Genomic DNA, 24,730 nt, shown 5'->3' with positions numbered 1-24,730 from the left:
AGAAGGTTATATGAGTAAATTAAAAGATGAGTTAAAAAAGAAAGAAGATAGTATGGAAAATTTAACGGTAAGTAAAAGCTATGCTATGAAGCAGTTGATGATAAAGATGAAAAATGATATTAAGGATATGCTTCCAAGTAATGTTTGTGTGGAGGATTTTCAAAGGTCTGCTCTTGGTGTTTATAATAGGGATGCTTCTTTGCAAAATTGTGAGAGTACGACTTTTATAGCTGCTATGGTAGAGTGCAAAAGGTTGGGTCTTGAGCCTAATAATATTTTAGGACAAGCTTATTTAGTTCCTGTTAGTGTTGATGGGGCTTCGAAAGTTGAGTTTATTATAGGTTATAAAGGTCTTATTGAACTTTTTTATAGAAGTGGGAAGGTTAAGAGTTTGTATGCTCATGAGGTTAGAGAAAAGGATGAGTTTTGTATTGATTACGGACTTGAGCAAAAGCTTAGTCATAAGCCTTTTTTAGGTAAAGATAGAGGTGAGGTTATTGGTTATTATGCTGTTTACAATATAGATAATATGGGTTCTAGTTTTGTGTTTATGACTTGTGATGAAATTTTAAGGCATGCTAAGAAGTATTGTAGAAGTTTTGGGAATAGTTTATGGGAGAGTGAGTTTGATGCTATGGCTAAGAAAACTGTTATAAAGAAACTTTTAAAGTATGCTCCTTTGAGTATTGAGCTTCAAAAATCAGTTTCATTAGATGAAAGTGTAGGGGGATTTTAGATGGCTATTTTTAGAAAGATTCATGTGGGGTTTTGGAGGGATTGTAAGGTTTTAGAGGAGCTTACTCCTGAGGATAAGTTGTTTTTTCTTTATATTCTAACAAATCCAGCTACTACTCAGATTGGAGTTTATAAGATTACAAAAAAGCAGATGGCTTTTGAGCTTGGGTATTCTATGGAGAGTGTTAATTCTTTGATGGATAGGTTCGAGAATCATCATAAGTTGATTAGGTATAACAAGGACACTAGAGAGTTGGCTATTAATATGTGGGGAAAGTACAATTTGAATCGAGGTGGTAAGCCTATGATTGATTGTATTGAAAAGGAGTTAAATGAGGTTAAGGATAAGTCGCTTATAGGTTATGTTGGTAGGAATATAGAGAATGTAGCTATAAGAGATATTTTTAATAAGTATTTAGATAAAAGTGTAAATGACGTAACGTATGGCGTATCGATAGGATTATCACAACAAGAAAAAGAAGAAGAAAAAGAACAAGAAGAAGATAAATATAAAGAAAAAGAAGAAGAACAAATTGCTGTAGGTAGGTATGTGAAAAGTAATATAGGTGATTATGCTAATCTTTATGAGGAAAATATAGGTCTTATTAATGGCATTTGTGCTGAGTGGTTGATTGAAGTTAGTGAAAGTATTGATGTTATGTTGTTTAAGAAGGCTTTAGAGATTGCAACTAACAATGGGAGTTGCAATAGGGGGTATGTTAATGGGATTGTTAAGAAATGGAGAAGTAATAATATTAAAAGTTTAGAGGATCTTAATGCTTATAAGTTAGGTCAAAGAAATCAAGGGGGAGAGGGCTGTGGAAGATTTAAGAGAGATACTGATAAAGAGGAGCAAGATTTGTATAGAAAGCCAACAGAAGAAGAGCTTAGAGAGTTTAGAAAGTACCTTGAAGAAAACACCAAGTTATAGATGTGAGAAGTGTCGTGATTTGACTTTTATAGTTGTTGGGGATGTTGCTGTTCCTTGTGAGTGTAGGGAGCTTAGACATGCTGAGAATATTTTAAAGCAAAGTGGGATAAGCGAGGAGTTTAGGAAGAAGACTTTTGATAGTTTTAATTATAGGTATGATGTTCAGACTATTGAAGCTTATAGGATTTCGAGTGAGTATTATAGTAGGTTTAGTAGTATTAGAAGTAGTAGGAGAAATTCTATTATGTTTTTAGGGCAAGTTGGGTCAGGCAAGACCCATTTGTCCCTTGCTATTTGTAATAAGCTTATGGATGATGGGGTGGGAGTTTTGTATATGGGGTATAGGGATGTTATAACTTATATTAAGCAAAATATTATGGATAGTGAAGTTTATGAGAGAGTTATGAGTAGGTATAAAAATGCTAAGGTGCTTTTGATGGATGATTTGTTTAAGGGGAGTGTAAGTAAAAGTGATGTAAATATTATGTTTGAGATAGTTAATTTTAGATATTTTAATAATTTACCTGTGATTGTTAGTTGTGAAAAAGATATTGAGAAGCTGTTAGAGATTGACGAGGCTATTGGTAGTAGGTTGATTGAGATGAGCAAGGACTATTTGGTGGTTATGAAGGGGAGTAAACTTAACTTTAGAGTTTATGGATAGTAGTCAGTGTGTATTTTAAATCGGTGCTATAATATAGATAAGTGAGCAATTGTTATAGGTTATGGATTATAAATTAGAATATACAATATTAGTTATTAAAAATAGATACTAATATTTAAGGGGGGAATTATGAAACAAATTATAATAATTCTTGGTATGGTATTATCAATAATATTTTTAACAGGGTGTTTTAAAAGTAATGATGTTATTGGAAATACTGAGGATGAAATATTACAATACTTACATGAAAGTGATTTTATGAACAGTATAGGAAAGGATAATTTAAATATTATAGATACTGTTTATATAGATAATTCAAAAATAGTGGGATTTTTATCTGATACAGGGCAAGGATATGCTGTATATGAAAAAAATAAAAAAGGTGACTATATAATGACTGATAATAAGGCACAAGGTATTACACCAAATGGATTAGGCGTTAATCATTTTATAGTCATGTACAATCTTAATAATGGATTAGAGCATAGTGATAAGGCATATATTATAATATCAAATGGAGATATTGTTTCAAACGTAGAGATATCAATAAATGGGCGTGTTTTTAATAAATCTATGGAAACTGGCAAACCTTCTATAATTTTACTAAAGGATATGATACCTGAGAGTGAATACAAAGATGGAGTAAGCTTTGATTGTAGATATTTTGATATAAATAATAATGAATTAAAAAACAAATAATTTAATAGATTAATAACTTCAAGTTTTTTCATAATTAAGTTGGTAGTATTTAAAATGGGGGATACTATTGAGAAAAATAAGGAAAGTATTAATTTGGGGATTATTAGTAATAATTAGTTTAATTGGAGCGATAGGTTGCAGCAGATTAGGAAATGAGTTTGGATTAGAAGAGTTTGAAAAGAAAATGAAAGAAAAAGGATATAAATATGAGATAAAATACACTGAATGGGGTGTACTAGATTCACAAGGTAATTATGAAATGAAATTGGATGATAATATAATAGTAGATGGAACTCAGTTTATTTTTTATGATACTCAGATAGTTATATATCCTTACGAAAATAATAAAGAAGTGGAAAAAATAGCAAGCACAATAAATAAAGATGCTAGCGAAATTATTTTTGGTGGACTTCCATTACAACTAGAATGGCATAGAACTCCTCATTTTTATAAAAAAGGAAGAATTATAGTTCAATATGTTGGAGAAGATGAAAAAATAATATCTGACTTAAAAGAAATAATGGGAGATATATTTTAAGCTAACTTACTATATAATAAAAAACAAATAAATATGATATAATTAAACTAATAACTATACCAAAAAGGAAGTGGTATAAAGTGAGAAAAATAGATGAAAGTATTAAAAAAATTATAATTAGCGTATTAAACTGTCAAGAAACAGATGCTATATATATCTTTGGAAGTTATGGAACAAAACACTTCACAGAAGAAAGTGATATAGATATAGCTTGGTTTACAAACTCTCATATAGATTTAGTAACACGAGGTAAATTTGAAAGGTTTTTAGAAGACGTATTAGGACTACCAGTCGATTTGGTAGTAGTGAATAAAGATTCTAGCCCTTATTTATTATGCAATATATTTGAATTTGGAGAGATAATCTTTGAATATGGAGATAATTTTTCAAATTGGTTTGATAAATTTTATGATGAAACTTTAGTAGATAGAGAGCTATATTATCTTTATATGGAGGAGAGAAATAGGTATGTACAATATTAATAGATTAAAAGATATGCTTATTGTTATGGAAGATTGTGCATTAAAGCTAGAAAACTTTAATAACATATATAAAAGTATTGATAATGTAGAAGCTAAGATATATATGGAAGAAGGGTTTAGAGGATACATAAGAGCATTTCAAGAGCAGTTAGTAAAATACCTTGCACATACTTCTAAAGGTCTATATCATAGAAAAGATAAAATGAGTTATGAGGATATAATAGAAAAACATAAATCTGTTGGTCAATTACAAGATGTATCAATCGATTTTTTATTAGAGCTTAGAAAAAGTAGAAATTATGTAGCTCATGGTTATGAACATCCAGATTTTCAAGTTATATATGAATTTTATAAAATGTATAAAAGTGAGTTTGACAAGGTAATTAATTGTATAAGACACACTATATCTGAAGCACAAAATAATGAGTATAGAGAAAATAGAAAGCAAAAAGATGAATTGTATTCATCTTTAGAAATGGCTAAAAAACTAATACCTTTATTAGAAGGAACGGACGAAGAAATAGCACAAAAAACGGGATTAGATGTAAATCTAATAAAAGCTATAAGAAATAAATGATTATAGTAATTTAAATTTATATGAAAAATATACTCATGGGATAACATATAAAATAAAAATACCTGTAGAACTTAGTTATAGACTAAATCTACAGGTATTTTTAGTGTTCTGGTTAAAATGATTATATATTTTAAAAATTAAATGTAAAAAAAAGTTTATGGCATTTGACAATAACTATAAATGGTGCTAACATAATATTAGCATATGCTAATAACTAAAAATTAGGAGATGATTTTATGGGGAATTGTAACACATGTCCATCAGGTTCAACTTGCACAAAAGATAAAGAAAGCTGTACAGTTGAAAACAATCCATTAAACAACGTTAAAAATGTAATTGGGGTTATGAGTGGAAAAGGGGGAGTAGGTAAATCATCTATATCTACTTTAATAGCAAAAGAATTAAGCAAAAAAGGATACAGTGTAGGAATATTAGATGCAGATATAACTGGTCCAAGTATTCCTAGATTATTAGGTGTTAACAAACAAAGAGCAGTTGCAATAGATCAAGGATTATTGCCTATTACAAATAAAGATGGAATTAAAGTTATGTCTTTAAACTTATTAACAGATAATGAAAATGATCCAGTAATATGGAGAGGTCCTATGATATCTGGTGTAGTAAAACAATTTTGGACAGATGTAATATGGGGCGACTTAGATTACTTACTTATAGATATGCCACCAGGAACAGGAGATGTAGCATTAACAGTTATGCAATCAATACCTTTAAATGAAATTATAATGGTATCTGTTCCACAAGATATGGTATCTATGATAGTATCAAAGGCTGTTAACATGGCAAGACAAATGAACATAGATATATTAGGTGTTATTGAAAATATGAGCTACATAACTTGTGAAGACTGTGGTAAAAAAATAAAATTATTTAATGGAGACAGTACAAATAAGTTTTTAAATGAAATGAACTTAAATTTATTAGGAGAACTTCCTATGCTAAGTAGTATAAGCAACTTAGGACAAGAAAATCAAAATGATAAAAATGTAGAAGAAATTTTAAAACCGATTATAAAGAGCATAATTGAAAAATCACAGAAAAACATAAAAGTTGAGGTGTAATATATGAAAATAGCAGTTGCTTGTGAGAACAATATTGTAAGTTCACATTTTGGACACTGTGAAGGTTTTGGTATATATGAATTAGAGAATAAAAACATTTTAAATAAAGAATTTATACAAAATCCAGGACATAGACCAGGATACTTACCAGTATTTTTAAAAGAACATAATGTAGATGTTATAATCTCTGGAGGAATGGGAGCTACAGCACAACAATTATTTGAACAAAATAATATAAATGTAGTTGTAGGAGCATCAGGATCAAGTGATGAAGTAGTTCAAAAGTATATTAATGGAGAAATAAAATCAACAGGCAGTGTTTGTACAGAACATGTACATGAAGGACACTGTAACGGGTAGATAAATGAATGAAACTATTGAATATATAAAAAAACTATTCAAAACCAAGGGATATAAATTTACTATACAAAAGAAAATAATATTAGAAGCTTTATTAGAGAATAAAGAACATATAAATGCAAAAGAAATCTATGAAAAAGTTAAAAAACAAAATGTTGGAATTACAACAGTTTACAGAACCTTGAACTTATTTACCGAGCTAGACATAGTGAAAGAGATAAACATTGGTGGTACAAGTTATTATGAGATTAAGATATTTAGTAAAAATCCATTTCATATACACTTTAAATGTTTTAGATGTAATAGTATAATTGATATAAATAATAAAGACATTAATCTTGATTGTTTAGAACTAAAACAAAAGTTAGAAGCGATAAGTGATTTAGATATTTATGATATAAATATAATGTTTACAGGACTATGTACAAGCTGTAAGGAGGAGTTTAAGTGGCAAGACCAACAAAAGTTAGAACAGTAGATTTTTTCCCGGAAGATACCTACTTTGCACCAGTAGGAAAGCAAAAATGCAAATTAAAAGAAGTAAATTTAAAATTAGAAGAACTAGAAGCCATGAGGCTTAAGGACATAGAATCTCTTAGCCAAGAAGAATGTGCTAAAAAAATGAATGTATCTAGACAAACTTTTCAAAATATAATTGATGCAGCAAGACAAAAAGTTGCAATTGCTTTGACTCAAGGTAATGCTATACGTATTGACGGTGGAAATTACAGAGCGAAATTTTGTAAATTTAAGTGTTTTGATTGTAAAGATGAGTACGAAATAAGATATGATCAAGACAAATACAAATGTCCTTCTTGTGGATCAGAGAAAGTTATTTGTAGCAAAAAAGCAAATATATGTGCTAAATGGTGCGATAAAAGTGAATAGAAATAATATTAATTTAAAGAAATAAAAAATATACTCCATTTATAGTAGACAGTTAAAATAATAAAAACTGCCACTATGAAGGGAGTATATTTTTTACTATTTAACACTCATGATATTAATATTTTTACTCAACTCATTAATACTATCACTTAACCCTTGAAGCTTAGCTTCTATCCTAATTAGCAAATACATACTAATAGCAATAGGAAAACCAACATTGGCAATTAGTGTTTGAATTTCAGAATTCATAAAAATACCTCCTTTCCTCACCCTTAAACCCAAAAAAAGTGGCTATAGTAAAGTGGCGAAGGGGTAGCGAAGAAATTATATGATTAAGACGTAACGTTAAAGCCACGCTTCACCGGCTTTACAGTGAAGGAAGAATCATATAATTTCAAGCTAACCCGAAGCCCCCACTATACTAAGCCACAACTAAATCATACTCAGTAGTATCAGTTACAACTATCTTAGCTTCAACAGTTTGAACTATATCAGCTCCATTAGGAGCAAATATATTTTTTTCAACTATCATATCCATAACTACTTTTATCTCTGCTTCAGTTAAATTCTCTCTAGGATCATCAACAGATATAGAAACAGTTTTATCTAAATCACTTTTAAAAGACATAACCAATCTTCTCTTAGTCTCCATAAAAATACCTCCTTTCTAAAATTTTAAAACAACTAATTCAATATAGTATTATCTTGCTTATTTATCTCCAGTTCAGCATGTTCTTGTAAAGAGATAAGAGCTCTTGCCACATCTAAAGTGTCTTGAGTAGATGCAGCTGCTTTTAAGTTAGAATAAGTTCTAGATTTTGTGATAGTTTTACCATTATTATCAAGCCCACAATCTAACTTTATTTTTAAAGCTGATGGATATTTAGTTTCATTAACAGCCATGTATTTCACCTCCTTTTGTATTGTTAAGATAAGTATAGGGTAGGTAGGATCAACCCCACAAAGAAAGTATTTGAAGAAAAAATTTGAAGGAGATATTTTAACGGGGGTCGTGTTTTACGAGGTAGGGGTATATAAGCAGAGTTTTTTACTTATAGAAAAATAAAATGTTAACCGTTTAAATAAAATGGGTTGACTAAATAAAATACTAAGATTACAATTAACTTAACAAATAACTGTTAGATGGTTGAAAAATTAGCTTTTAACTTTAGACAAATTTGTGATGAAGATTTAAAAAACTATATGCAAATTAAGTTTAGACTCAAGTTATGAAATAAACTAAAAAACTGATTATAGGGGGCTTTATGATAGAGAGAATTTATGAACTCATAAAAAATGGATATGAGATAAATAAAGAAGAAGCTAAAGAATTATTAAACTATGAAACTAAAGACTTAACTAAATATGCCAATGAAATAAGAAAAAATTTTTTAGGTAGCGAGTTTGATTTATGTTCAATAATAAACGGTAAAAGTGGTAGGTGTAGCGAAGATTGTAAATTTTGTGCTCAATCATCACATCATGATACAGATATAAATATATATTCTTTATTGGAAGAAGATCAATTCTTAAAGGATGCTACATATCATTTTAAAAAAGGTGTTAAAAGATATTCAATTGTTACATCAGGTAAAAAATTAGATGAAAAAGACTTAGATAATGTTTCAAAAACTTATAAGTCTATAAAAAATAAGGTAGGAATAAGCATTTGTGCATCTCATGGATTACTAAATGAAGATGAATTAAAAAAATTAAAGCTATCAGGAGTTGAAAGATATCATAACAACTTAGAAACATCTAGAAACTTTTTTAAAAATATATGTACAACTCATACTTACGATGAAAAAATAGAAACTATAAAAGCTGCTCAAAATGCAGGGTTAGAAGTTTGCAGTGGAGGGATTATAGGTATGGGAGAAAGCTATGAAGATAGAATTGATATGGCTTTTGAATTAAGGAATTTAAATATAAAATCAATTCCTTTAAATGTTTTAAACAAAATAAATGGGACTAGTATAGATGTAAAAGAAATTATAAGTGAAGATGAATTTTTAAAAACATTAGCTATTTTTAGATTTATAAACCCAAAGAGTTATATAAGGTTAGCTGGTGGTAGAAACCTACTTACAGATTATGGGCAACTAGCTTTTAAATCAGGAGCAAACGCGACTATAACAGGTGATTTACTTACAACCTGTGGAAATGATATAAAAAGTGATATAAAAATGATAACAAATTTAGGATTTAAATTATAAAGGAGGATAAAGGTTATGGGTAAGGGGATATTCGTTATAGGTACGGATACAGATGTAGGGAAAACTTATATAAGTGCTATGCTAATGAAAAAACTAATAGAAAATAAAATTAATGCTACATACTATAAGGCTGTACTTAGTGGAGCAGGTGAAGAAGATGGAATACTAATACCATATGATGCTAAATATGTTTGTGATGTATCAGGACTTAAGGAAGAGTATTCAAATATTGTTTCTTATTCTTTTAAAACACCAGTCTCACCACACTTAGCATCAATAATAGAAAATAAAGATATTGATTTGAAAAAAATAGAAAGTGACTTTAATAAATTAAAAAATAGATATGAATACATAGTAGTTGAAGGTAGTGGTGGGATAGTATGCCCTATTAAAATAAATGAAAAAGAAATTATATTACTTGAAGATATAATTAAAATGACTGGATTTGATGTATTACTTGTTACAAGAGCATCAGTTGGAACTATAAATCACACAGTTCTTACAGTTAATTACTTAAAGTCTAAAAACATAAATATAAGAGGGATTATTGTAAATGAATATGATAAAAACAATGAAGCTCATATAGATAACGTAAAAGTAATAAAAAAATTAACAAATGTAGATATTGTATCACTTGTGAAAAGAAGTAAAACACACGAAGATAACATAGATATAGACTTAAGTATATTAAATTTATAAATAAATTAAAAATGGGGGATTAAAATGAATTTAGTTGAAAAAGATTTAAAATATATATGGCATCCGTGTTCTCAAATGAAAGATTATGAAACTTTTGAACCGATCGTAATAAAAAAAGGTGATGGAATAAAGTTATATGATATAGAAGGAAATGAGTATATAGATGCGATAAGCTCATGGTGGTGTAATTTATTTGGACATGCTAATAAAAGAATAAATAAGGCTATATCAGATCAAGTAAATACTCTAGAACATGTTATATTTGCTAACTTTACACATGAAACTGCAATAAAACTTTGTGAGAGAATAGTAAATATAACACCAGATAGACTTACTAAAGTATTTTTTACAGATAATGGATCAGCATCTGTAGAGTGTGCACTTAAAATGAGCTTTCAATATCATGCACAAGTAGGAAATACTAAAAAAACTAAATTTGTTGCAATAACTGATGCATACCATGGTGAAACTATTGGAGCTTTATCTGTAGGAGATTTAGATTTATATAGTAAAGTGTATAAACCTATTATGATAGATACAAAACGAGTTGAAGGTCCAGATTGTTATAGATGTAAATTTAATAAAAAAAGAGAAAGTTGTAATGCAGAGTGTTTTATAAATATGAAAGAGTACATAGAAGCTAATCACGAAGAAGTTGCGTCTGTAATAATAGAGCCTATGGTTCAGGGTGCAGCAGGTATGAAAATTTATTCGCCTATATATTTAAAAAAGCTAAGAGATATATGTGATAAATACGATGTACATTTAATAGCTGATGAAATAGCTGTTGGATTTGGTAGAACAGGAAAGATGTTTGCCTGTGAACATGCTGATATTTCACCTGATTTTATGTGTTTGTCAAAAGGGCTTACAGCTGGATATGTTCCAATGGCATTAGTTCTTACGAGTGATAAAATATATAACGCATTTTATGATGATTACAGTACATACAAGGCATTTATGCATAGTCATACATATTCAGGAAACCCAATTGGATGTAGAATAGCAAATGAAGTTTTAGATATATTTGAGGATGAAAACACACTTTTAGTAAATGAAGAAAAAGCTAAACACTTTAATAATCTTATAATAGAAGAATTAAAAAATCATGATAATGTAGGAGAAATACGTTCAATAGGACTTATAAATGCAATAGAATTAGTACAAGATAAAGAAACTAAAAAGTCATTTGATTCAAACTTAAGAATCGGATACAAGATATATCAAAAGGCTCTTAAAAAAGGAGTATTACTAAGACCTTTAGGAAATATAATATACTTTAATCCTCCATACGTTATAAATGAAGAAGATATGATAAAAATGGTTAGAGTGTGCAAAGAGTGTATAAATGAAGTATTAAGTGATTACAATAGGAGTGGAAAAGATGAGTAGAACTAAAAATTTAACATTAGTTGCATTATTTGCAGCACTAACAGCAATAGGTGCATTTATACAAATACCTATACCTTATGTACCATTTACATTACAATATATGTTCTGTGCATTTGCTGGAATATTACTAGGATCTAAGTTAGGAATGTTATCACAATTATTATATGTAGTTATAGGATTAATAGGAATTCCAGTATTTACGCAAGGTGGAGGGCCAGCATATATATTTAAACCAACATTTGGATATTTAATAGGGTTTATAATTGCAGCATATGTTATAGGTAAGATAGTTGAAAATCAACAAAAAGTAAGCGTTAAGAATTTATTAATAGCATCTATGGTAGGACTATTTATTATATATTTAATAGGTGTACCATATTTATATGTAATAAATAAGTTTTATTTAGGAAATCAATACACAGTATATATGTCTGTATTATATGGATTTATAATGTGTGTTGGTGGTGATATAGTTCTATCAGTAATTATATCTTTAGTGGGTGTTAAAGTTATGCGAGCATTCAAAAGTATAGGATACACAAAGAATGATTATTCTTTAAGATAATAAACTATAAACATAAAATTTATATGATATAAGAAGTTAAAATAACCTTGAAAAGCTCAAGGTTATTTTTTATGCTTAAAGGAAACTATACTTAACGAATATTTATGTAGTATAGTAATGCAAATGTATTTATGAATAATTTAAGAGCATAGTTAGTAAGTGAAATAAATAGTATAATATAGATATAAAGCTTATGAAAATATTTATTGTAAATTTAAGGGGGGTGCATTTTATGATAGAAGAGTTAACAATAGAGGATATACCTAATTCGCATAAAGACATTGCACAATATATAGGGATTGATTCTTTTAAAAAGCTAGTAGAGTTGTTAGGCGGAAGTTCTTTATATATACCTAAAGAGTCTTCGCTTACTAGACCTATTAGAAATAGAATTATACGAGAAAAATTTAATGGAGATTACAAATCTTTAGCTAGAGAATACGACATAACACAAACTCAGGTAAGAAATATAGTAGATACTTGCAATTAAAAAATTTTATTTAATTATATAAAGTTATTAAAATATAGTATAATTAAAATTATTATAAATAAAAATTCTAGGGGGAAAACTTATTATGAATACAGCAACATTTCTAGATATATTAACTGTAGCAGAAAAACTAAAATGCAACACTAGGCACTCGTGGACATCGAGTGGAAGACATGAAAGTGTAGCAGAACATAGCTGGCGTATTGCATTAATGGCATTGTTAATGCGTGATGAATTTCCAGAGGTTGATATGGATAAGGTAATTCGTATGTGTTTAATTCATGATTTGGGGGAAGCGTTTACAGGAGATATTCCTACTTTTGAGAAGAAAGAAGAAGATAGTAAAAAAGAAGACGAGGTATTTTTTAATTGGATTGCAACTTTTCCTGAGCCTTACCGTGAGGAGTTCACAGAACTTTTAAAGGAAATGAATGAACGTAAGACTGATGAAGCCAAGCTTTATAAAGCATTGGACAATTTAGAAGCAGTAATACAGCATAATGAGGCGGATATTAGCACTTGGATTCCTTTAGAATATGACTTACAGTTTACTTATGGTGCTGATAAGGTGGAATTCTCTTCTTATTTAAAAGAGTTAAAGAAAGAAATAGACCAAAGAACAACAGATAAAATAGCCCAAAAGAGTGAGGCTTAGTTATATTTAAAAAGTATTACCAGATAATATTTAATCTGGTAGTACTTTTTTTACGCTTAAGGAATTTATGCTTAACGAATATCTGTTGATAATTTATGGAGTATAGTTATAGTAACAATTTGCTGAAAGTAAAAAAGGATATTTTTGAGCAACGGACGAAGTCGTTGGCGACAGGAGCGAAGCGACTTTTTTATACAACTAACTTTATAATAGATTTTAAATTATATAAAGTTATTAAAACTGTAGTATAGGTAAAATTTACTGTATCTTATGCATATTAATTGATACTTTAATGCATAAGGCATTATAATAAAATTAAATAAATTACAAAAAAAGGGAAATTGATATGTTAAATATAGCTATATGTGACGATGAAATTAATATTTTAAACAAGACTAAAGAAATACTAGAAAACTATAAAAAGCAGAGTATATCAGTAGAGGTATTTTTAAAGGGAGAAGATTTGGTAGAGAGTGACTCAAACTTTGATATCATATTTTTAGATATTGATATGACTGGAATTAATGGAATAGAAACAGCTAGACTGATAAGAGAAAAAGATAAAAAAGTTAAAATAATATATGTAACTAATTATACTGACTATACATCATCAGCCTTTAGTGTACACGCATTTGGATATCTACTAAAGCCAGTTAACGAAAAAAATATATATCAGCAATTAGATGAAGCTATTTCTTATATGAAAGAAGAAATAAGTGAAACATTAGAGTTTAATACAACAGATGGTGTAGTTAGATTAGAATTAAAAGATATTTACTACTTTGAATATAAACAAAGAAAAGTAATAATGAAAGCTAAGCAAGATACTTATATTATAAAACAAAAAATATCAGAAATAGGAAAAAGCATGGAAGTATACGACTTTATAATACCACACAAAAGTTTTTCTGTTAATTTATACAATGTTAAATCTATAAAAGGATACGATATTTACATGATGGATGGTAGTATAATACCCTTATCTCAAAAAAAATCTACCCAATTTAGACATAGCTTAAATGTATACTTAAGCAAGAAAATAGAAAAAGGAAGAAAGGGGTAGATTGTTATAGAAAACTTTATGAATTTATTTGCATTTTTTATATTACCTACTGTAGGTAACTTCTTTTTAACATATATATGTTTTTATTTTATGAGCAAGATAGGTAGAAATATATATTTAAAGAAAAGATATTATATATCAATATACATGGTATTTTCAATAATAACAAATATTGTTTCTTGGGCAGGAAATGGACTATTAAACTTTACAGTTATAAGTATAGGACTATTAGTATCTGGCCATTTTTTATACAACAACACGAGAGTATATAAATTATACTATCTTTTATTTTCAGTATGCTTATTTCTATGTGATGGACTATCAAGTTTAATAATAGGAATAGGTATTTCACAGTTTAACTTATATATTAAAGACTTATTTTATTATCAAATACTAATGGTTGTTTTAATAAGATTATCAGAATTTGTATATGTAAACTTAGCAATATTATTTATAAACAAGAGGTCAATTAACATATTAAAACTAAAACAAATTATTAGTTTTATGATTATACCTTTGTTCAGCATGGTTTATATATTTACTTTGTTTAACTATATGCAGATGTATTCTTCAAATGAAGACTTGATGTTATTTATAGTAAACGTAACCTTAATATTTGCTATAAACGTATATGTAACTTATATATTTGATAATATATCTAAAAATAACGAGTTGCAAAATGAAATTAACTTATATCAGCAAAAATCAAATCTACAGTATAAATATTATGATAGCCTTGAAGAAAAGTATATGGAATCAAGGAAACTTGCTCATGATATAAGAAATCATTTAAACACAATAGAAGAGCTATATAAAGCTAACAACACAAAGGAAGCTAAGGAATATACAAATGATATACATAAAATGTTAAATAAACTTAATCAAAAATATTACACAAGTAATAGAGTTCTAAATATAATACTAAATGATAAATTCAATGAAATGAAAAAATACAATATAGATATAGATTGTAGAATAGGTGATGTAGATTTAAGTTTTATAAGGGATATAGATATGGTAACAATATTTGCTAACTTATTAGACAATTCAATAGAAGCTGTATCAGAAAGTAATGAAGAAAAGTATATAAAACTAGATATAGATAAGTTTAATGAATTGATAGTAATAAATATAATAAATCCAATAATAAATAAGCCTATTTATAAAAATGGTAAATTTAAATCAACAAAAGAAAATCATAATGGTCTTGGAATAGAAAATGTAAAGAAATCATTAGAAAAACATGATGGAACAATGGTTGTAGATTACACAGAAAATGAGTTTAAAGTAAATATTGTAATACCAATATAAAAGGGGGATAGGTATGATACCAACATCGGTAATTGTGGGATTAGTTTTTAATATAGCTGTATGCTTTTTAATTCCAATTATAACGTTAATATACCTTGTAAAAAAAGACAGGAAAAGAGTAAAAAGTTTTCTGATAGGAATGTTAATATTTTTTATAACTCAAATTTTAATAAGAATACCAATACTAACATATATACTTCCTAATATGATGTGGTTTTTGAAGTTAATGACAAATCCTTATTTATACGGAATATTTTTAGGATTAACTGCAGGTATATTTGAAGAAGTAGGAAGGTATATAGCATTTAAATTTATGTTGAAAAAGAATCATCAGTGGGAAGATGGTATATCTTATGGTATAGGACATGGAGGGATAGAAGCCATGTTAATAACAGGAATGACAAATATAAATCTTTTGATTGGATGTGTTTTGATAAACAGTGGTAAACTAGAGGTTTTATCAAATCAAACTAATAATGCTAATCTTGAATCTTTGTATAACATATGTATGAGTTTAACATCAGGGACAACATTTTTAGCAGGAGTAGAGAGAATATTTGCTATAAGTATACAGATAGGACTTTCTATGATTGTTTTATATGGTGTAAGAAATAGAAAAATTATATATCTATTCATAGCGATATTAATACACACATTAATTAATGCACCAATTGTAATACTTCCAGCAGTATTTAATATAGGTGCTATAGGGTTAGAAATATACTTCTTTATATGGGCAATAGCTTTAGGTGCATTTACTATATATTCAAAAAAGCTATATAAAAAACAAGAAGATATTAATATAAATAGTTAAATAAATTATAAAAATAAAAGGGGGAATTATTATGAAGAAAATAAAAATATTATTAATGGTACTTTTAGTAGGGGTTATATTAGTAGGGTGTAGTAGTTCAAAATTAAGCGATGCTTATAATGAAGATGAATTAAAAAAAGATGCTCAAGGAATTGTTAGTATGATTTGTAATGAAGAGTATGATAAAGTTATAGATCAGATGAGTGATAATATTAAAGGAAAGATAAGTGCAGAACAACTAAAAGAAGTATGGCAACCAATAAAAGAGAAAGTAGGAAGCTTTAAGTCAATTGAAAAAGAAGGGGTAATAGGCAAGGATGGATTAGCAATAGTAGTAGAAGTTGCTGAATTTGAAAATGGGAAAGCACAGTTTACAATTACCTATAATGAAGATATGAAATTAGAAGGACTTTATATAAAGTAATTTATAAGCAAAAAAATAAATAGGGCTGAAAAATAAAGTATGGATTCTTTCCAAGAAAGAACCATACTTTTTATTTTATATTCTTTCAAAATAATCAAATAAAAAAGTGGATATAAATGTAAGCGAAATAAATAGTATAATATACATATAAAGATTAGTAGACACTTGCAATTAAATAAAAAGGACATAAGGGGGACATTTGTGATTAACATAGCAATTTGTGAAGATGAAAAAGACCAACAAGAATTATTAAAAGGTTATATTGATAAAATATTTAAAGAATCATCTATTAAATATACTTTAAATATATTTAGTTCGGGAGAAGAATTACTTAAAAATTACTCTAAGGATACAGATATACTATTATTAGATATACAGTTAAATGAAATTAATGGAATGGATACTGCTAGAAAAATTAGAGAAATAGATAATAAAGTAGAAATTATATTTATTACATCTCTAATAGAGTATGTACTAGAAGGATATGAGGTAAGAGCTTATAGATATTTAATAAAGCCAGCAAAATATGAGGACTTAAAAGAACATATTAATCACTGCATAAAAGAAGTAGATGTAAAAAATAAATATATTATTGTAAAAGAACAAGGAAGTAGAATTAAAATAGAGATAAATAAAATAACTTACATAGAAGTACAAAAAGAAGATATAACTATACATACTATAAATAATACGTATAACATAAAAGGTACTATGAATAATATTGAAAAAGAAATAAATTGTAGCAGATTTTTTAGATGCCATAAAAGCTATTTAGTAAATTTAGAGCATATAAAAAGTATAAAACAATATGTTGCAATACTTGAAAACAGTGAAGAAGTGCCTATAAGTAGATACAGGTTTAAAGATGTCAAAGATAAATTTTTTGAATTGATAGAGGATAAATTATGTTAGGTAACTATAATATATTGCCTACGATAAATATGGCTGTATTTGTATTTTTCTTTTTTATGACAATGAATAAGCGAGGATATAATTATAAATTTAAAAATAAGACACAATTCATATTAAGCTTAATCCTATTAATAGCATTATTTATAATCAAGATGCCATTTGGAATCGTAATAGGACCTATTTTAATAGCTACAATTTTAATAGTATTATTAATTTGTAAAATTACTTATCAAATGGATATAAAAAAATCTATTATTAACTCAATTATATATACATTTATATATATATTAATATCGGGTAGTATATATTGGATATTACAAATTTTATTTATAGATGAAAATATACGCAACTATATACTTGAAAACATACTTGAGTTAACAACTATATTAAACTTTATAGTTGTTTTTGTATTAATTTACTTTTTTGACAAAATAAAAAGTATGTACAAGACAAGTAAATATTATATATATATAATTTTAACAATCGTAGTTAATTTAATTACAGTTTTATTTTTTAACATAGCATCTGAAAAAATAAGTGATTTGTGGATGATAGTAATAAAAAATAATATTAAATACAGTAACCTTCAGGACCTAATGATGTTTTCTCTTTTTATGAAACATACATTTCCTTATATGTTACTTATAATAAACATAATATTAATATCTATATTTATAAACTCTATAAAATCTGAAAAAGAAAAAGTTAAAATGCAATTTGTAAATGAAAAATTAGATATGCAACATAAATATTATTTAATGGCAAAAGAATCTCAAGAAAAAATGAAAAAGGTTTATCATGATATGAATAACCATATGAAAAATATAAAAATGCTTAAAGATAATAATGAAGATGTAAATACATATATAAATAGTATAGAGGATGAAGTCAAAAATACTAAAAATATCTATAATACAGGAAACATGTTATTAGATATAATTTTATATGAAAAAAGCAAAGTTTGTATAGATAATAATATAGATTTTAAAGTAGCTATAGATTTTAGTAAATGTGACTTTATAAAAATGATAGATATAAGTAGTATTTTTTCAAACTTAATTGATAATGCAATAGAAGCTTGTAATAAAATAAATAATAATGAGCTTGAAAGATATATAACTATAAAAAGTACCTTTATAAAAGGTTACTATGTTATTAGATGTGAAAATAGTAAAGTTAATAAAATAATATTAAAAAACAATAAGATTTTTACTACTAAAAAAGATGGATTTTTTCATGGCATAGGTATTGAAAGTATAAACTCATCTATAAAAAAATATGATGGAGAATTAAAAATTAAGGATGATAATTATAAATTTATAGCAAGCATTTACATACCAATTGAATAAGAATTCATGCTAGTTGTCGGCAAAAAAATACCAGTTGTCGGACTTATATTGAACTCAAATATTAAGAATGTTACCTTTTATTCCAAGAAGGTAACATTTTTTACGTTTAATGAGCTATGCTTAACGAATACTTGAGGATAATTTATAAAGTATAGTAATACCAAAATTTTGGTGAAAGTAAAAAAGATATTTTGAGCAACGGACGAAGTCGTTGGCGACATGAAGTGGTTCGCACACGTAGTGGCTCAAGTGAAGCGAATTTTTTATATTTAGGAAGGGAGTACAATATGAGAATTAGTTCTAAATTAGCTATTGCGTACATGAAAAAACAAAAAGGAAAAACAACAGCACTTTTAGCAAGTGTAGTACTTGCAGTAATGTTGATATTTTCAATGAATGCAATAAGAGACTCTGGATATGAGTCACAGATACAAGAAGCTAAAGATTTATACGGAGACTATGATGTATATTTTGATAGGCTTGATAAAAATTCAGTAGAAACTATAAATAAACATCCAGAAGTGAAAAAATCCAATAATGTTAAATATTTTTGTGAGATAGTTAACAAAGACAATGGGGTTAAACTTGATTTAAATTCATTTAATAAAGATTATATAGATTCACTTAATTATAAGTTGATTAAGGGTAGAGAACCACAAAAAGATGGAGAGATAGTAATTGAAAAAAAGGCACTTGAACAAATGGGTCTTGATGAAACTTTAAATAAAAACATAAATTTTATGATTTTAAATAAAGATTTAGATAAAAATGGGATTTCTCAAATAGATAGTAAAAACAAGACATTTAAAATTGTTGGGATAGTAGAAAAACCAGATAAATACTATGAATCTATAAATGGATTTAAAGCTCAAGCATTTACATATGTAGAAACTAAATTACCAATAAAAATAGAAACTACATATAAAGGAAATATATATCTTAAATCGGAACAAAACATATCTAATTTCGTTCAGAAGATGATTAAAGAATTAGATACGGATTGGTATCACATATGCGAAAATATTGAAGTATTACAAGCAGAGGGAATGAAACAAGGTAATAAAACCAATAATCGTAGTATTATTAATACAATTATTTTAGTTGTTGTATCTATTGTTACAACTTACAATATTTTCAATATTATATTATCAGATATGATAAATCAAATAGGTATAATGAGAGCAATTGGTATATCTAATAAAAAAATTAAGAAGATGTTTAGAATATCAAGTTGTATTTATATACTTTTAGGAACAATTATAGGAATGGTTATAGGGTCTATTTTTTCATACTTTGGAGGATTTATAGTGTATGGAATAAGTTCGAGATTAGTAATAGAACCATTAAGTATAATTCTTTCTTTTGCAGTTTCAATAATAGCTGTATCTATTTCAAATTTCATAGCAGTAAAAAGAGCTATGAAGATGTCTATAATAGACTCTATCCGTAATAGTGATAAGTATAAAAGAAAAGCAAAGAATAAATACAAAAAATCTAATATAAATAATCAAAATGTGATGATTAAATTTGCAAATAGAAACATATGGAGAAATAAACCTAGAACAATACTGACTATAATTGCAATGAGTATGGTTGGAGCAATGTTTATATTCAACTATGCTGCTATGAATTTACTTAAATCTAATCCAGTTATATTAGGTGGAGTTAATGCAAGATCATTTGGAAATATAGATATAACCTTAAGTGGAGATATTGCAAACAATGAAAGTTTATTTTACAAAATAGACGGTGACATAATTAATAAAATAAAAAATGAAGATAATGTAAAAAAAGTTGAACCTAATTTTTATAACAATGGAGGATATCTATTTATTGAAAAGGATAAAGCAACTGATGATTATTTAAATGAATTAGGACGAAAAGAACTTAGCTATAATAAAGAATATCCGCTTATTGCAAAAGGCTATAGCAATAGTTTATTAAAAAATATAGATTCATTTATAGCTGAAGGTACAAATATAATGAACTCTGAAGATGGTAAGTACAAAAAAGTTATATTAGTCAATAATTTTTACACGAAAGCTAAACATTCATTTGCTAGGGTAATGAATAAAGTAAAAGTTGGAGATTTATTGGAAATAAAGCTACCTGTTTATAAAAATGGTGTTGAAAAGTATGAAACTTTTAAAGTTCAGGTGGAAGGAATAATGAAAGATACTTATATATCAAGTCAAGATGGTGATTCAACTTTTACTGGTGGGCAAGTTATATTTAAAGAAGATGATTACAAAGAATTAACAAATCAAAAGGAGTACAATAGATTGTTTGTTATGACTGAAGAAGGTGAGTTGAAGTCAGCAGAAAAAGAAATTAAAGATATAGTTAAAAATCATTCATTTACAGCTATTGGTGGAAAAAATGAAGATAGTAAATATTATAAGGTAAATAATCCAGAAGAACGATTAAATGCAATTTATACTTGCTTGATGTTTATAATACTTTGTGTAAATATTATTTTTATTGTAAGAAGTAACATTATAGCTAGAGTAAAAGAGTTATCTATATTAAGAGCAATTGGAATGAGTAGTAAAAAATTAAAAAAAGTTATAATGATTGAAAGTATGTTGTATGGAGTTATTAGTTCTATATTAAGCTCTATAGTTGCTGTTATTTTTTATAATAGGCATATTTCAAACCTTAACAATATAAGCTTAGCGGGTGGTTTCACTAAAACTGTAGAACATGATATTCCTTTTAAATATATGATTATGTTTTTAATAGTTTCAGTTGTTATGTGTTTAATTTCAGTATATTTTTCTAAAGACAAACTAGAAAAATTAAATATTGTAGATGGAACTAAAAATTAATTTGGGAGATGAAAATATGAAGACGGTAAAGATATCAAACTTAACGAAGATATATGGCAAGGGTGAAAATGAAGTTATAGCAATTGATAAAATAAATTTAGAGATACAACCAAATAAATTTACAGCTATAATAGGACCAAGTGGTTCGGGTAAAAGTACGTTACTTCACTGTATGGCAGGACTTGATAAGCCAACTTCGGGAAATGTTTATCTTGATGACATAGATATTTACACTATGAACGATGAACAATTATCAAAAATAAGAAGAGAGGAGTTTGGATTTATATTTCAAAGCTACAATCTAATTCCAGTTATAAATGTATATGAAAATATAGTTCTTCCAGTAGTTGTAGATGGAAAAAAAGAAGATAAAGAATACATAAACGCTTTAATTGAAAAGCTTGGTATTTCAAGCCAAGTTAATAAATTTCCAAATGAACTATCAGGAGGACAACAACAAAGGGTTGCAATAGCTAGGGCACTTGCAAACAAACCATCAATCATATTTGCAGATGAACCGACTGGAAACTTAGACTCAAAGACTACAGATGAAGTAATGGAAATACTGAACTTAGCAGTAAAGGACTTAGGACATACACTTGTTATGATTACACATAATGACGATATTGCAAAGAAAGCAGATAATATAATAACAATAAATGATGGCAAAATACTTTACTAAATTAATAAGTAAATGCACTACATCAGAATAAACTAAATATAAATTAAAAACTCCGTATTGAAAATATTAACTCAATACGGAGTTTTTATGCTAGTGAAATTAAAAGAAATGTAGTAGATATATATAATTGATGATATTATATAAAAGGAATAGGAGTGATACTATGTTTTTTATAATGGGAGTAAGTCAAAATCAAAAAAAGCTAGACTATAAAGAACTTAATATATGTAAATGTTGTGGAAAGTATTCTAATATTGAAGTATACATGACTTATTGGTATTTCATGTTCTTTTTTATACCTCTTTTGAAATGGAACAAGGAATACTATGTAAAGACTAGCTGTTGTAATAAATTAGCTAAAATAGATGATGAGACTGGTAAAAAGATTGAAAAAGGACAAGATGTAAGTATTGATATTGAAAAGCTAGATTTTGGATGCAATGAAAACAGTGTTAAAGTTTGTAGTGTATGTGGATATACTACTAATGAAGATTTTTCATACTGCCCAAAGTGTTCTAATAAATTATAAAAATGAATATATATATAATATTAAGGAGTTGTTATTTACGACTCCTTATTTAAATTTATTTAATATTAATGCTGAATAAAAAACAAATATTAAGAAAAAATATTAATAATGAATATCATTTGTAATAATATTTTTATAGGTTAAAATAAGGGGATTGTAAAAGTGAATAAAATAAAAAAATATTTATATTTAGTAATAGGATTATTGTCCTTTGGAATAGGGTCAATAGGAGTAGCGTTACCTGTTATTCCGACTACACCGTTTTTATTATTAGCATCATTTTGTTTTATTAGAGGCTCTGAAAAGTTTAATAAGAGGTTTAAATCAACTAAAATTTACAAAAATCACGTTGAAAGCTTTATAAATGAAAAAGCTATGACAATGAAACGAAAAATAACAATACTATCATTAGTAAGTATAATGATATCTATTCCAATTATACTAGTAGACAACTTACATGTAAGAATATTTTTAATAGCTTTAATTTGTATTAAATTTTATTACTTTATATTTAAAATAAAAACTATAAAACCTAATAATATAATTAATATAAAGTAAGTTATTAAATATAACTATGGATAACAATAATCAAAAATTATAAAAAATATACAACTGTTAAAGTATATGTAATTTAATGATATAATTTAGTAAAAGAACTATGATAATTGGGGTTATTATAGTTCTTTTTATATTATATAAAGATTATTAAACAGGATAAGGGGGACATAGGGTGTATCCAAGATTAGAGGTAGATATAGAAAAACTTGTACATAATGCTAGGATAGTTAGTGATATATGTAAAAAGAACAACATGACTGTTGCCATGGTTACTAAGGTGTACTGTGCAATGGAAGAAGTTGTAGAGGAGATAGTTAACGAAGGGGTTATAGATTATATAGCTGATTCTAGAATTCAAAACTTAAAGAAATTAAGAAATATAGAAATACCTAAAATATTAATTCGAATACCTATGATAAGTGAGGTAGAAGATGTTGTAAAATATAGTGATATAAGTTTTAACTCAGAGCTAAAAACTATATATAAACTTAATGAAGAAGCTAAGCTACAAAATAAAACTCATGATGTAGTAGTTATGGTTGATTTAGGTGATTTAAGAGAAGGGTACTTTGAAGAAAGCGAACTTTTAAATGCAATTGATGAAATAATTAAGTTAGAAAATATAAAACTTAGAGGAATAGCAACCAATCTTACTTGTTATGGTGCCATAATTCCAACAAAGGAAAACTTAAGTAAGTTAGAAGATTTGGCAAAGTTTATAGAAAGTAAGTATAATATCCACTTAGATTTTGTGTCTGGTGGAAACTCTAGTTCAATTCATTTATTACAAAAAAATGAAATGCCAGAAAAAATAAGCAATTTAAGACCTGGAGAAGCTATCGTTTTAGGTCGAGAAACTGCTTATGGAGAAAAAATAGAAAAAACTCACCAAGATGTATTTAAGCTTGTAGGTGAAATAGTTGAGATAAAGGAAAAGCCATCTATACCAATAGGAGAAGTAGGAATGGATGCTTTTGGTAATGTTCCTGTTTATGAAGATAAAGGAATAAGAAAAAGAGCTATAGTTGGAATAGGAAAACAAGATATAGATATTTCAAGTATTTTTCCACTTAAAGAAGAAATAAATATATTAGGTGCGAGTTCAGATCATATGATACTAGATATAACTGATTTTGATTATGAGGTAGGAGATACTGTAGAGTTTTTATTAGATTATGGTGGAGTAATGTCAGCTAGCACTAGTGAATATGTACATAAAAAAGTTGTAAATAAGATGCAACTTAATTTATAAATGTTTTGTGAAATTATGATATAAGATATGAATATTAA

General features: G+C 27.0%; 31 protein-coding genes. 28 read left to right on the top strand and 3 right to left on the bottom strand.

Translation table 11 applies throughout. The features are described from left to right. Window positions 1–10: 10 nt before the first annotated feature. From ACEXNK_RS02350 to ACEXNK_RS02300, 11 genes are all read left to right on the top strand, one after another. A complete protein-coding gene (locus ACEXNK_RS02350) occupies window positions 11–736 on the top strand; it encodes a recombinase RecT (RefSeq protein ID WP_373600496.1) in 726 nt (241 codons plus the stop codon). Continuing rightward, window positions 737–1,666 (top strand): DnaD domain protein, encoded by a 930-nt coding sequence (locus ACEXNK_RS02345; RefSeq protein WP_373600495.1) that lies wholly within the window; start codon window positions 737–739, stop codon window positions 1,664–1,666. Then, entirely contained in the window at window positions 1,554–2,330 is a 777-nt protein-coding gene (locus tag ACEXNK_RS02340) for an ATP-binding protein (RefSeq protein WP_373601539.1), read from the top strand. Before ACEXNK_RS02345 ends, ACEXNK_RS02340 begins: the two co-directional genes overlap by 113 nt. Window positions 2,331–2,459: 129 nt before the next feature. Next, window positions 2,460–3,029, top strand: a complete 570-nt coding sequence (locus ACEXNK_RS02335) for a hypothetical protein (protein WP_373600493.1) — start codon at window positions 2,460–2,462, stop codon at window positions 3,027–3,029. Window positions 3,030–3,096: 67 nt separating this feature from the next. Beyond that, window positions 3,097–3,567 (top strand): hypothetical protein, encoded by a 471-nt coding sequence (locus ACEXNK_RS02330; RefSeq protein WP_373600492.1) that lies wholly within the window; start codon window positions 3,097–3,099, stop codon window positions 3,565–3,567. A gap of 80 nt (window positions 3,568–3,647) precedes the next feature. Further along, on the top strand, window positions 3,648–4,049 hold the full coding sequence (locus tag ACEXNK_RS02325) for a nucleotidyltransferase family protein (RefSeq protein ID WP_373600491.1): 402 nt from the start codon (window positions 3,648–3,650) through the stop codon (window positions 4,047–4,049). Then, window positions 4,036–4,626, top strand: coding sequence for a hypothetical protein (locus ACEXNK_RS02320; protein WP_373600490.1), 591 nt, complete (start codon window positions 4,036–4,038; stop codon window positions 4,624–4,626). Before ACEXNK_RS02325 ends, ACEXNK_RS02320 begins: the two co-directional genes overlap by 14 nt. Window positions 4,627–4,862: 236 nt before the next feature. Continuing rightward, window positions 4,863–5,705 (top strand): Mrp/NBP35 family ATP-binding protein, encoded by an 843-nt coding sequence (locus ACEXNK_RS02315; protein WP_373600489.1) that lies wholly within the window; start codon window positions 4,863–4,865, stop codon window positions 5,703–5,705. Between the two features lie 3 nt (window positions 5,706–5,708). Beyond that, window positions 5,709–6,065, top strand: a complete 357-nt coding sequence (locus tag ACEXNK_RS02310) for a NifB/NifX family molybdenum-iron cluster-binding protein (protein WP_373600488.1) — start codon at window positions 5,709–5,711, stop codon at window positions 6,063–6,065. A 4-nt stretch (window positions 6,066–6,069) separates the two neighbouring features. Next, a complete protein-coding gene (locus tag ACEXNK_RS02305) occupies window positions 6,070–6,543 on the top strand; it encodes a Fur family transcriptional regulator (protein ID WP_373600487.1) in 474 nt (157 codons plus the stop codon). Continuing rightward, the gene (locus tag ACEXNK_RS02300) at window positions 6,513–6,953 is read left to right on the top strand and encodes a DUF134 domain-containing protein (RefSeq protein WP_373600486.1); all 441 of its coding nucleotides are present in this window, start codon (window positions 6,513–6,515) and stop codon (window positions 6,951–6,953) included. Before ACEXNK_RS02305 ends, ACEXNK_RS02300 begins: the two co-directional genes overlap by 31 nt. A 96-nt stretch (window positions 6,954–7,049) precedes the next feature. Here ACEXNK_RS02300 and ACEXNK_RS02295 read toward each other — a convergent pair whose 3' ends face one another. The 3 genes from ACEXNK_RS02295 to ACEXNK_RS02285 all read right to left on the bottom strand — a co-directional run bounded on the left by ACEXNK_RS02295 (window position 7,050) and on the right by ACEXNK_RS02285 (window position 7,856). Next, on the bottom strand, window positions 7,050–7,202 hold the full coding sequence (locus ACEXNK_RS02295; protein ID WP_373600485.1) for a YvrJ family protein: 153 nt from the start codon (window positions 7,200–7,202) through the stop codon (window positions 7,050–7,052). A gap of 172 nt (window positions 7,203–7,374) precedes the next feature. Next, the gene (locus tag ACEXNK_RS02290; protein WP_373600484.1) at window positions 7,375–7,605 is read right to left on the bottom strand and encodes a DUF2922 domain-containing protein; all 231 of its coding nucleotides are present in this window, start codon (window positions 7,603–7,605) and stop codon (window positions 7,375–7,377) included. Between the two features lie 32 nt (window positions 7,606–7,637). Then, window positions 7,638–7,856, bottom strand: coding sequence for a DUF1659 domain-containing protein (locus ACEXNK_RS02285; RefSeq protein ID WP_373600483.1), 219 nt, complete (start codon window positions 7,854–7,856; stop codon window positions 7,638–7,640). A 362-nt stretch (window positions 7,857–8,218) separates the two neighbouring features. Here ACEXNK_RS02285 and bioB point away from each other — a divergent pair, with 362 nt between their 5' ends. The 17 genes from bioB (at window position 8,219) to orr (ending at window position 24,692) form a co-directional block, all read left to right on the top strand. After that, window positions 8,219–9,169, top strand: a complete 951-nt coding sequence (gene bioB, locus ACEXNK_RS02280; protein ID WP_373600482.1) for a biotin synthase BioB — start codon at window positions 8,219–8,221, stop codon at window positions 9,167–9,169. 15 nt (window positions 9,170–9,184) lie between these two features. Continuing rightward, complete coding sequence (gene bioD, locus ACEXNK_RS02275) at window positions 9,185–9,868, top strand: dethiobiotin synthase (protein ID WP_373600481.1); 684 nt, start codon at window positions 9,185–9,187, stop codon at window positions 9,866–9,868. 24 nt (window positions 9,869–9,892) lie between these two features. Beyond that, entirely contained in the window at window positions 9,893–11,260 is a 1,368-nt protein-coding gene (gene bioA / locus ACEXNK_RS02270) for an adenosylmethionine--8-amino-7-oxononanoate transaminase (RefSeq protein ID WP_373600480.1), read from the top strand. Next, a complete protein-coding gene (locus ACEXNK_RS02265; RefSeq protein ID WP_373600479.1) occupies window positions 11,253–11,825 on the top strand; it encodes a biotin transporter BioY in 573 nt (190 codons plus the stop codon). The genes bioA and ACEXNK_RS02265 overlap by 8 nt, the downstream gene beginning before the upstream one ends. A gap of 232 nt (window positions 11,826–12,057) precedes the next feature. After that, window positions 12,058–12,315, top strand: a complete 258-nt coding sequence (locus tag ACEXNK_RS02260; protein ID WP_373600478.1) for a Mor transcription activator family protein — start codon at window positions 12,058–12,060, stop codon at window positions 12,313–12,315. An 85-nt stretch (window positions 12,316–12,400) separates the two neighbouring features. Next, window positions 12,401–12,970, top strand: coding sequence for an HD domain-containing protein (locus tag ACEXNK_RS02255; RefSeq protein WP_373600477.1), 570 nt, complete (start codon window positions 12,401–12,403; stop codon window positions 12,968–12,970). A 346-nt stretch (window positions 12,971–13,316) separates the two neighbouring features. Further along, on the top strand, window positions 13,317–14,033 hold the full coding sequence (locus tag ACEXNK_RS02250; RefSeq protein WP_373600476.1) for a LytR/AlgR family response regulator transcription factor: 717 nt from the start codon (window positions 13,317–13,319) through the stop codon (window positions 14,031–14,033). A gap of 18 nt (window positions 14,034–14,051) precedes the next feature. After that, window positions 14,052–15,344: a sensor histidine kinase gene (locus ACEXNK_RS02245; RefSeq protein ID WP_373600475.1), complete on the top strand. Its 1,293-nt coding sequence runs from the start codon at window positions 14,052–14,054 to the stop codon at window positions 15,342–15,344. 13 nt (window positions 15,345–15,357) lie between these two features. Next, window positions 15,358–16,158: a YhfC family intramembrane metalloprotease gene (locus tag ACEXNK_RS02240; protein WP_373600474.1), complete on the top strand. Its 801-nt coding sequence runs from the start codon at window positions 15,358–15,360 to the stop codon at window positions 16,156–16,158. Between the two features lie 31 nt (window positions 16,159–16,189). Further along, window positions 16,190–16,582, top strand: coding sequence for a DUF3887 domain-containing protein (locus tag ACEXNK_RS02235; protein ID WP_373600473.1), 393 nt, complete (start codon window positions 16,190–16,192; stop codon window positions 16,580–16,582). A 201-nt stretch (window positions 16,583–16,783) separates the two neighbouring features. Then, window positions 16,784–17,494 (top strand): LytR/AlgR family response regulator transcription factor, encoded by a 711-nt coding sequence (locus tag ACEXNK_RS02230; RefSeq protein WP_373600472.1) that lies wholly within the window; start codon window positions 16,784–16,786, stop codon window positions 17,492–17,494. Continuing rightward, entirely contained in the window at window positions 17,488–18,843 is a 1,356-nt protein-coding gene (locus ACEXNK_RS02225; RefSeq protein ID WP_373600471.1) for an ATP-binding protein, read from the top strand. The genes ACEXNK_RS02230 and ACEXNK_RS02225 overlap by 7 nt, the downstream gene beginning before the upstream one ends. Window positions 18,844–19,130: 287 nt before the next feature. Next, the gene (locus tag ACEXNK_RS02220; protein ID WP_373600470.1) at window positions 19,131–21,671 is read left to right on the top strand and encodes an ABC transporter permease; all 2,541 of its coding nucleotides are present in this window, start codon (window positions 19,131–19,133) and stop codon (window positions 21,669–21,671) included. Window positions 21,672–21,687: 16 nt separating this feature from the next. After that, complete coding sequence (locus ACEXNK_RS02215) at window positions 21,688–22,353, top strand: ABC transporter ATP-binding protein (RefSeq protein ID WP_373600469.1); 666 nt, start codon at window positions 21,688–21,690, stop codon at window positions 22,351–22,353. 163 nt (window positions 22,354–22,516) lie between these two features. Further along, a complete protein-coding gene (locus ACEXNK_RS02210) occupies window positions 22,517–22,882 on the top strand; it encodes a zinc ribbon domain-containing protein (RefSeq protein WP_373600468.1) in 366 nt (121 codons plus the stop codon). Between the two features lie 162 nt (window positions 22,883–23,044). After that, window positions 23,045–23,440, top strand: coding sequence for a YbaN family protein (locus ACEXNK_RS02205; protein ID WP_373600467.1), 396 nt, complete (start codon window positions 23,045–23,047; stop codon window positions 23,438–23,440). A gap of 172 nt (window positions 23,441–23,612) precedes the next feature. Then, the gene (orr, locus tag ACEXNK_RS02200) at window positions 23,613–24,692 is read left to right on the top strand and encodes an ornithine racemase Orr (RefSeq protein WP_373600466.1); all 1,080 of its coding nucleotides are present in this window, start codon (window positions 23,613–23,615) and stop codon (window positions 24,690–24,692) included. The last annotated feature ends 38 nt before the right edge of the window (window positions 24,693–24,730 follow it).

The organism is Paraclostridium bifermentans (assembly GCF_964259345.1).
In the GTDB taxonomy this organism is placed as follows: domain Bacteria; phylum Bacillota; class Clostridia; order Peptostreptococcales; family Peptostreptococcaceae; genus Paraclostridium; species Paraclostridium bifermentans_B.
The sequence above is the reverse complement of the archived record's forward strand: the minus strand, read 5'-3'. Positions and strand labels throughout refer to the sequence as shown.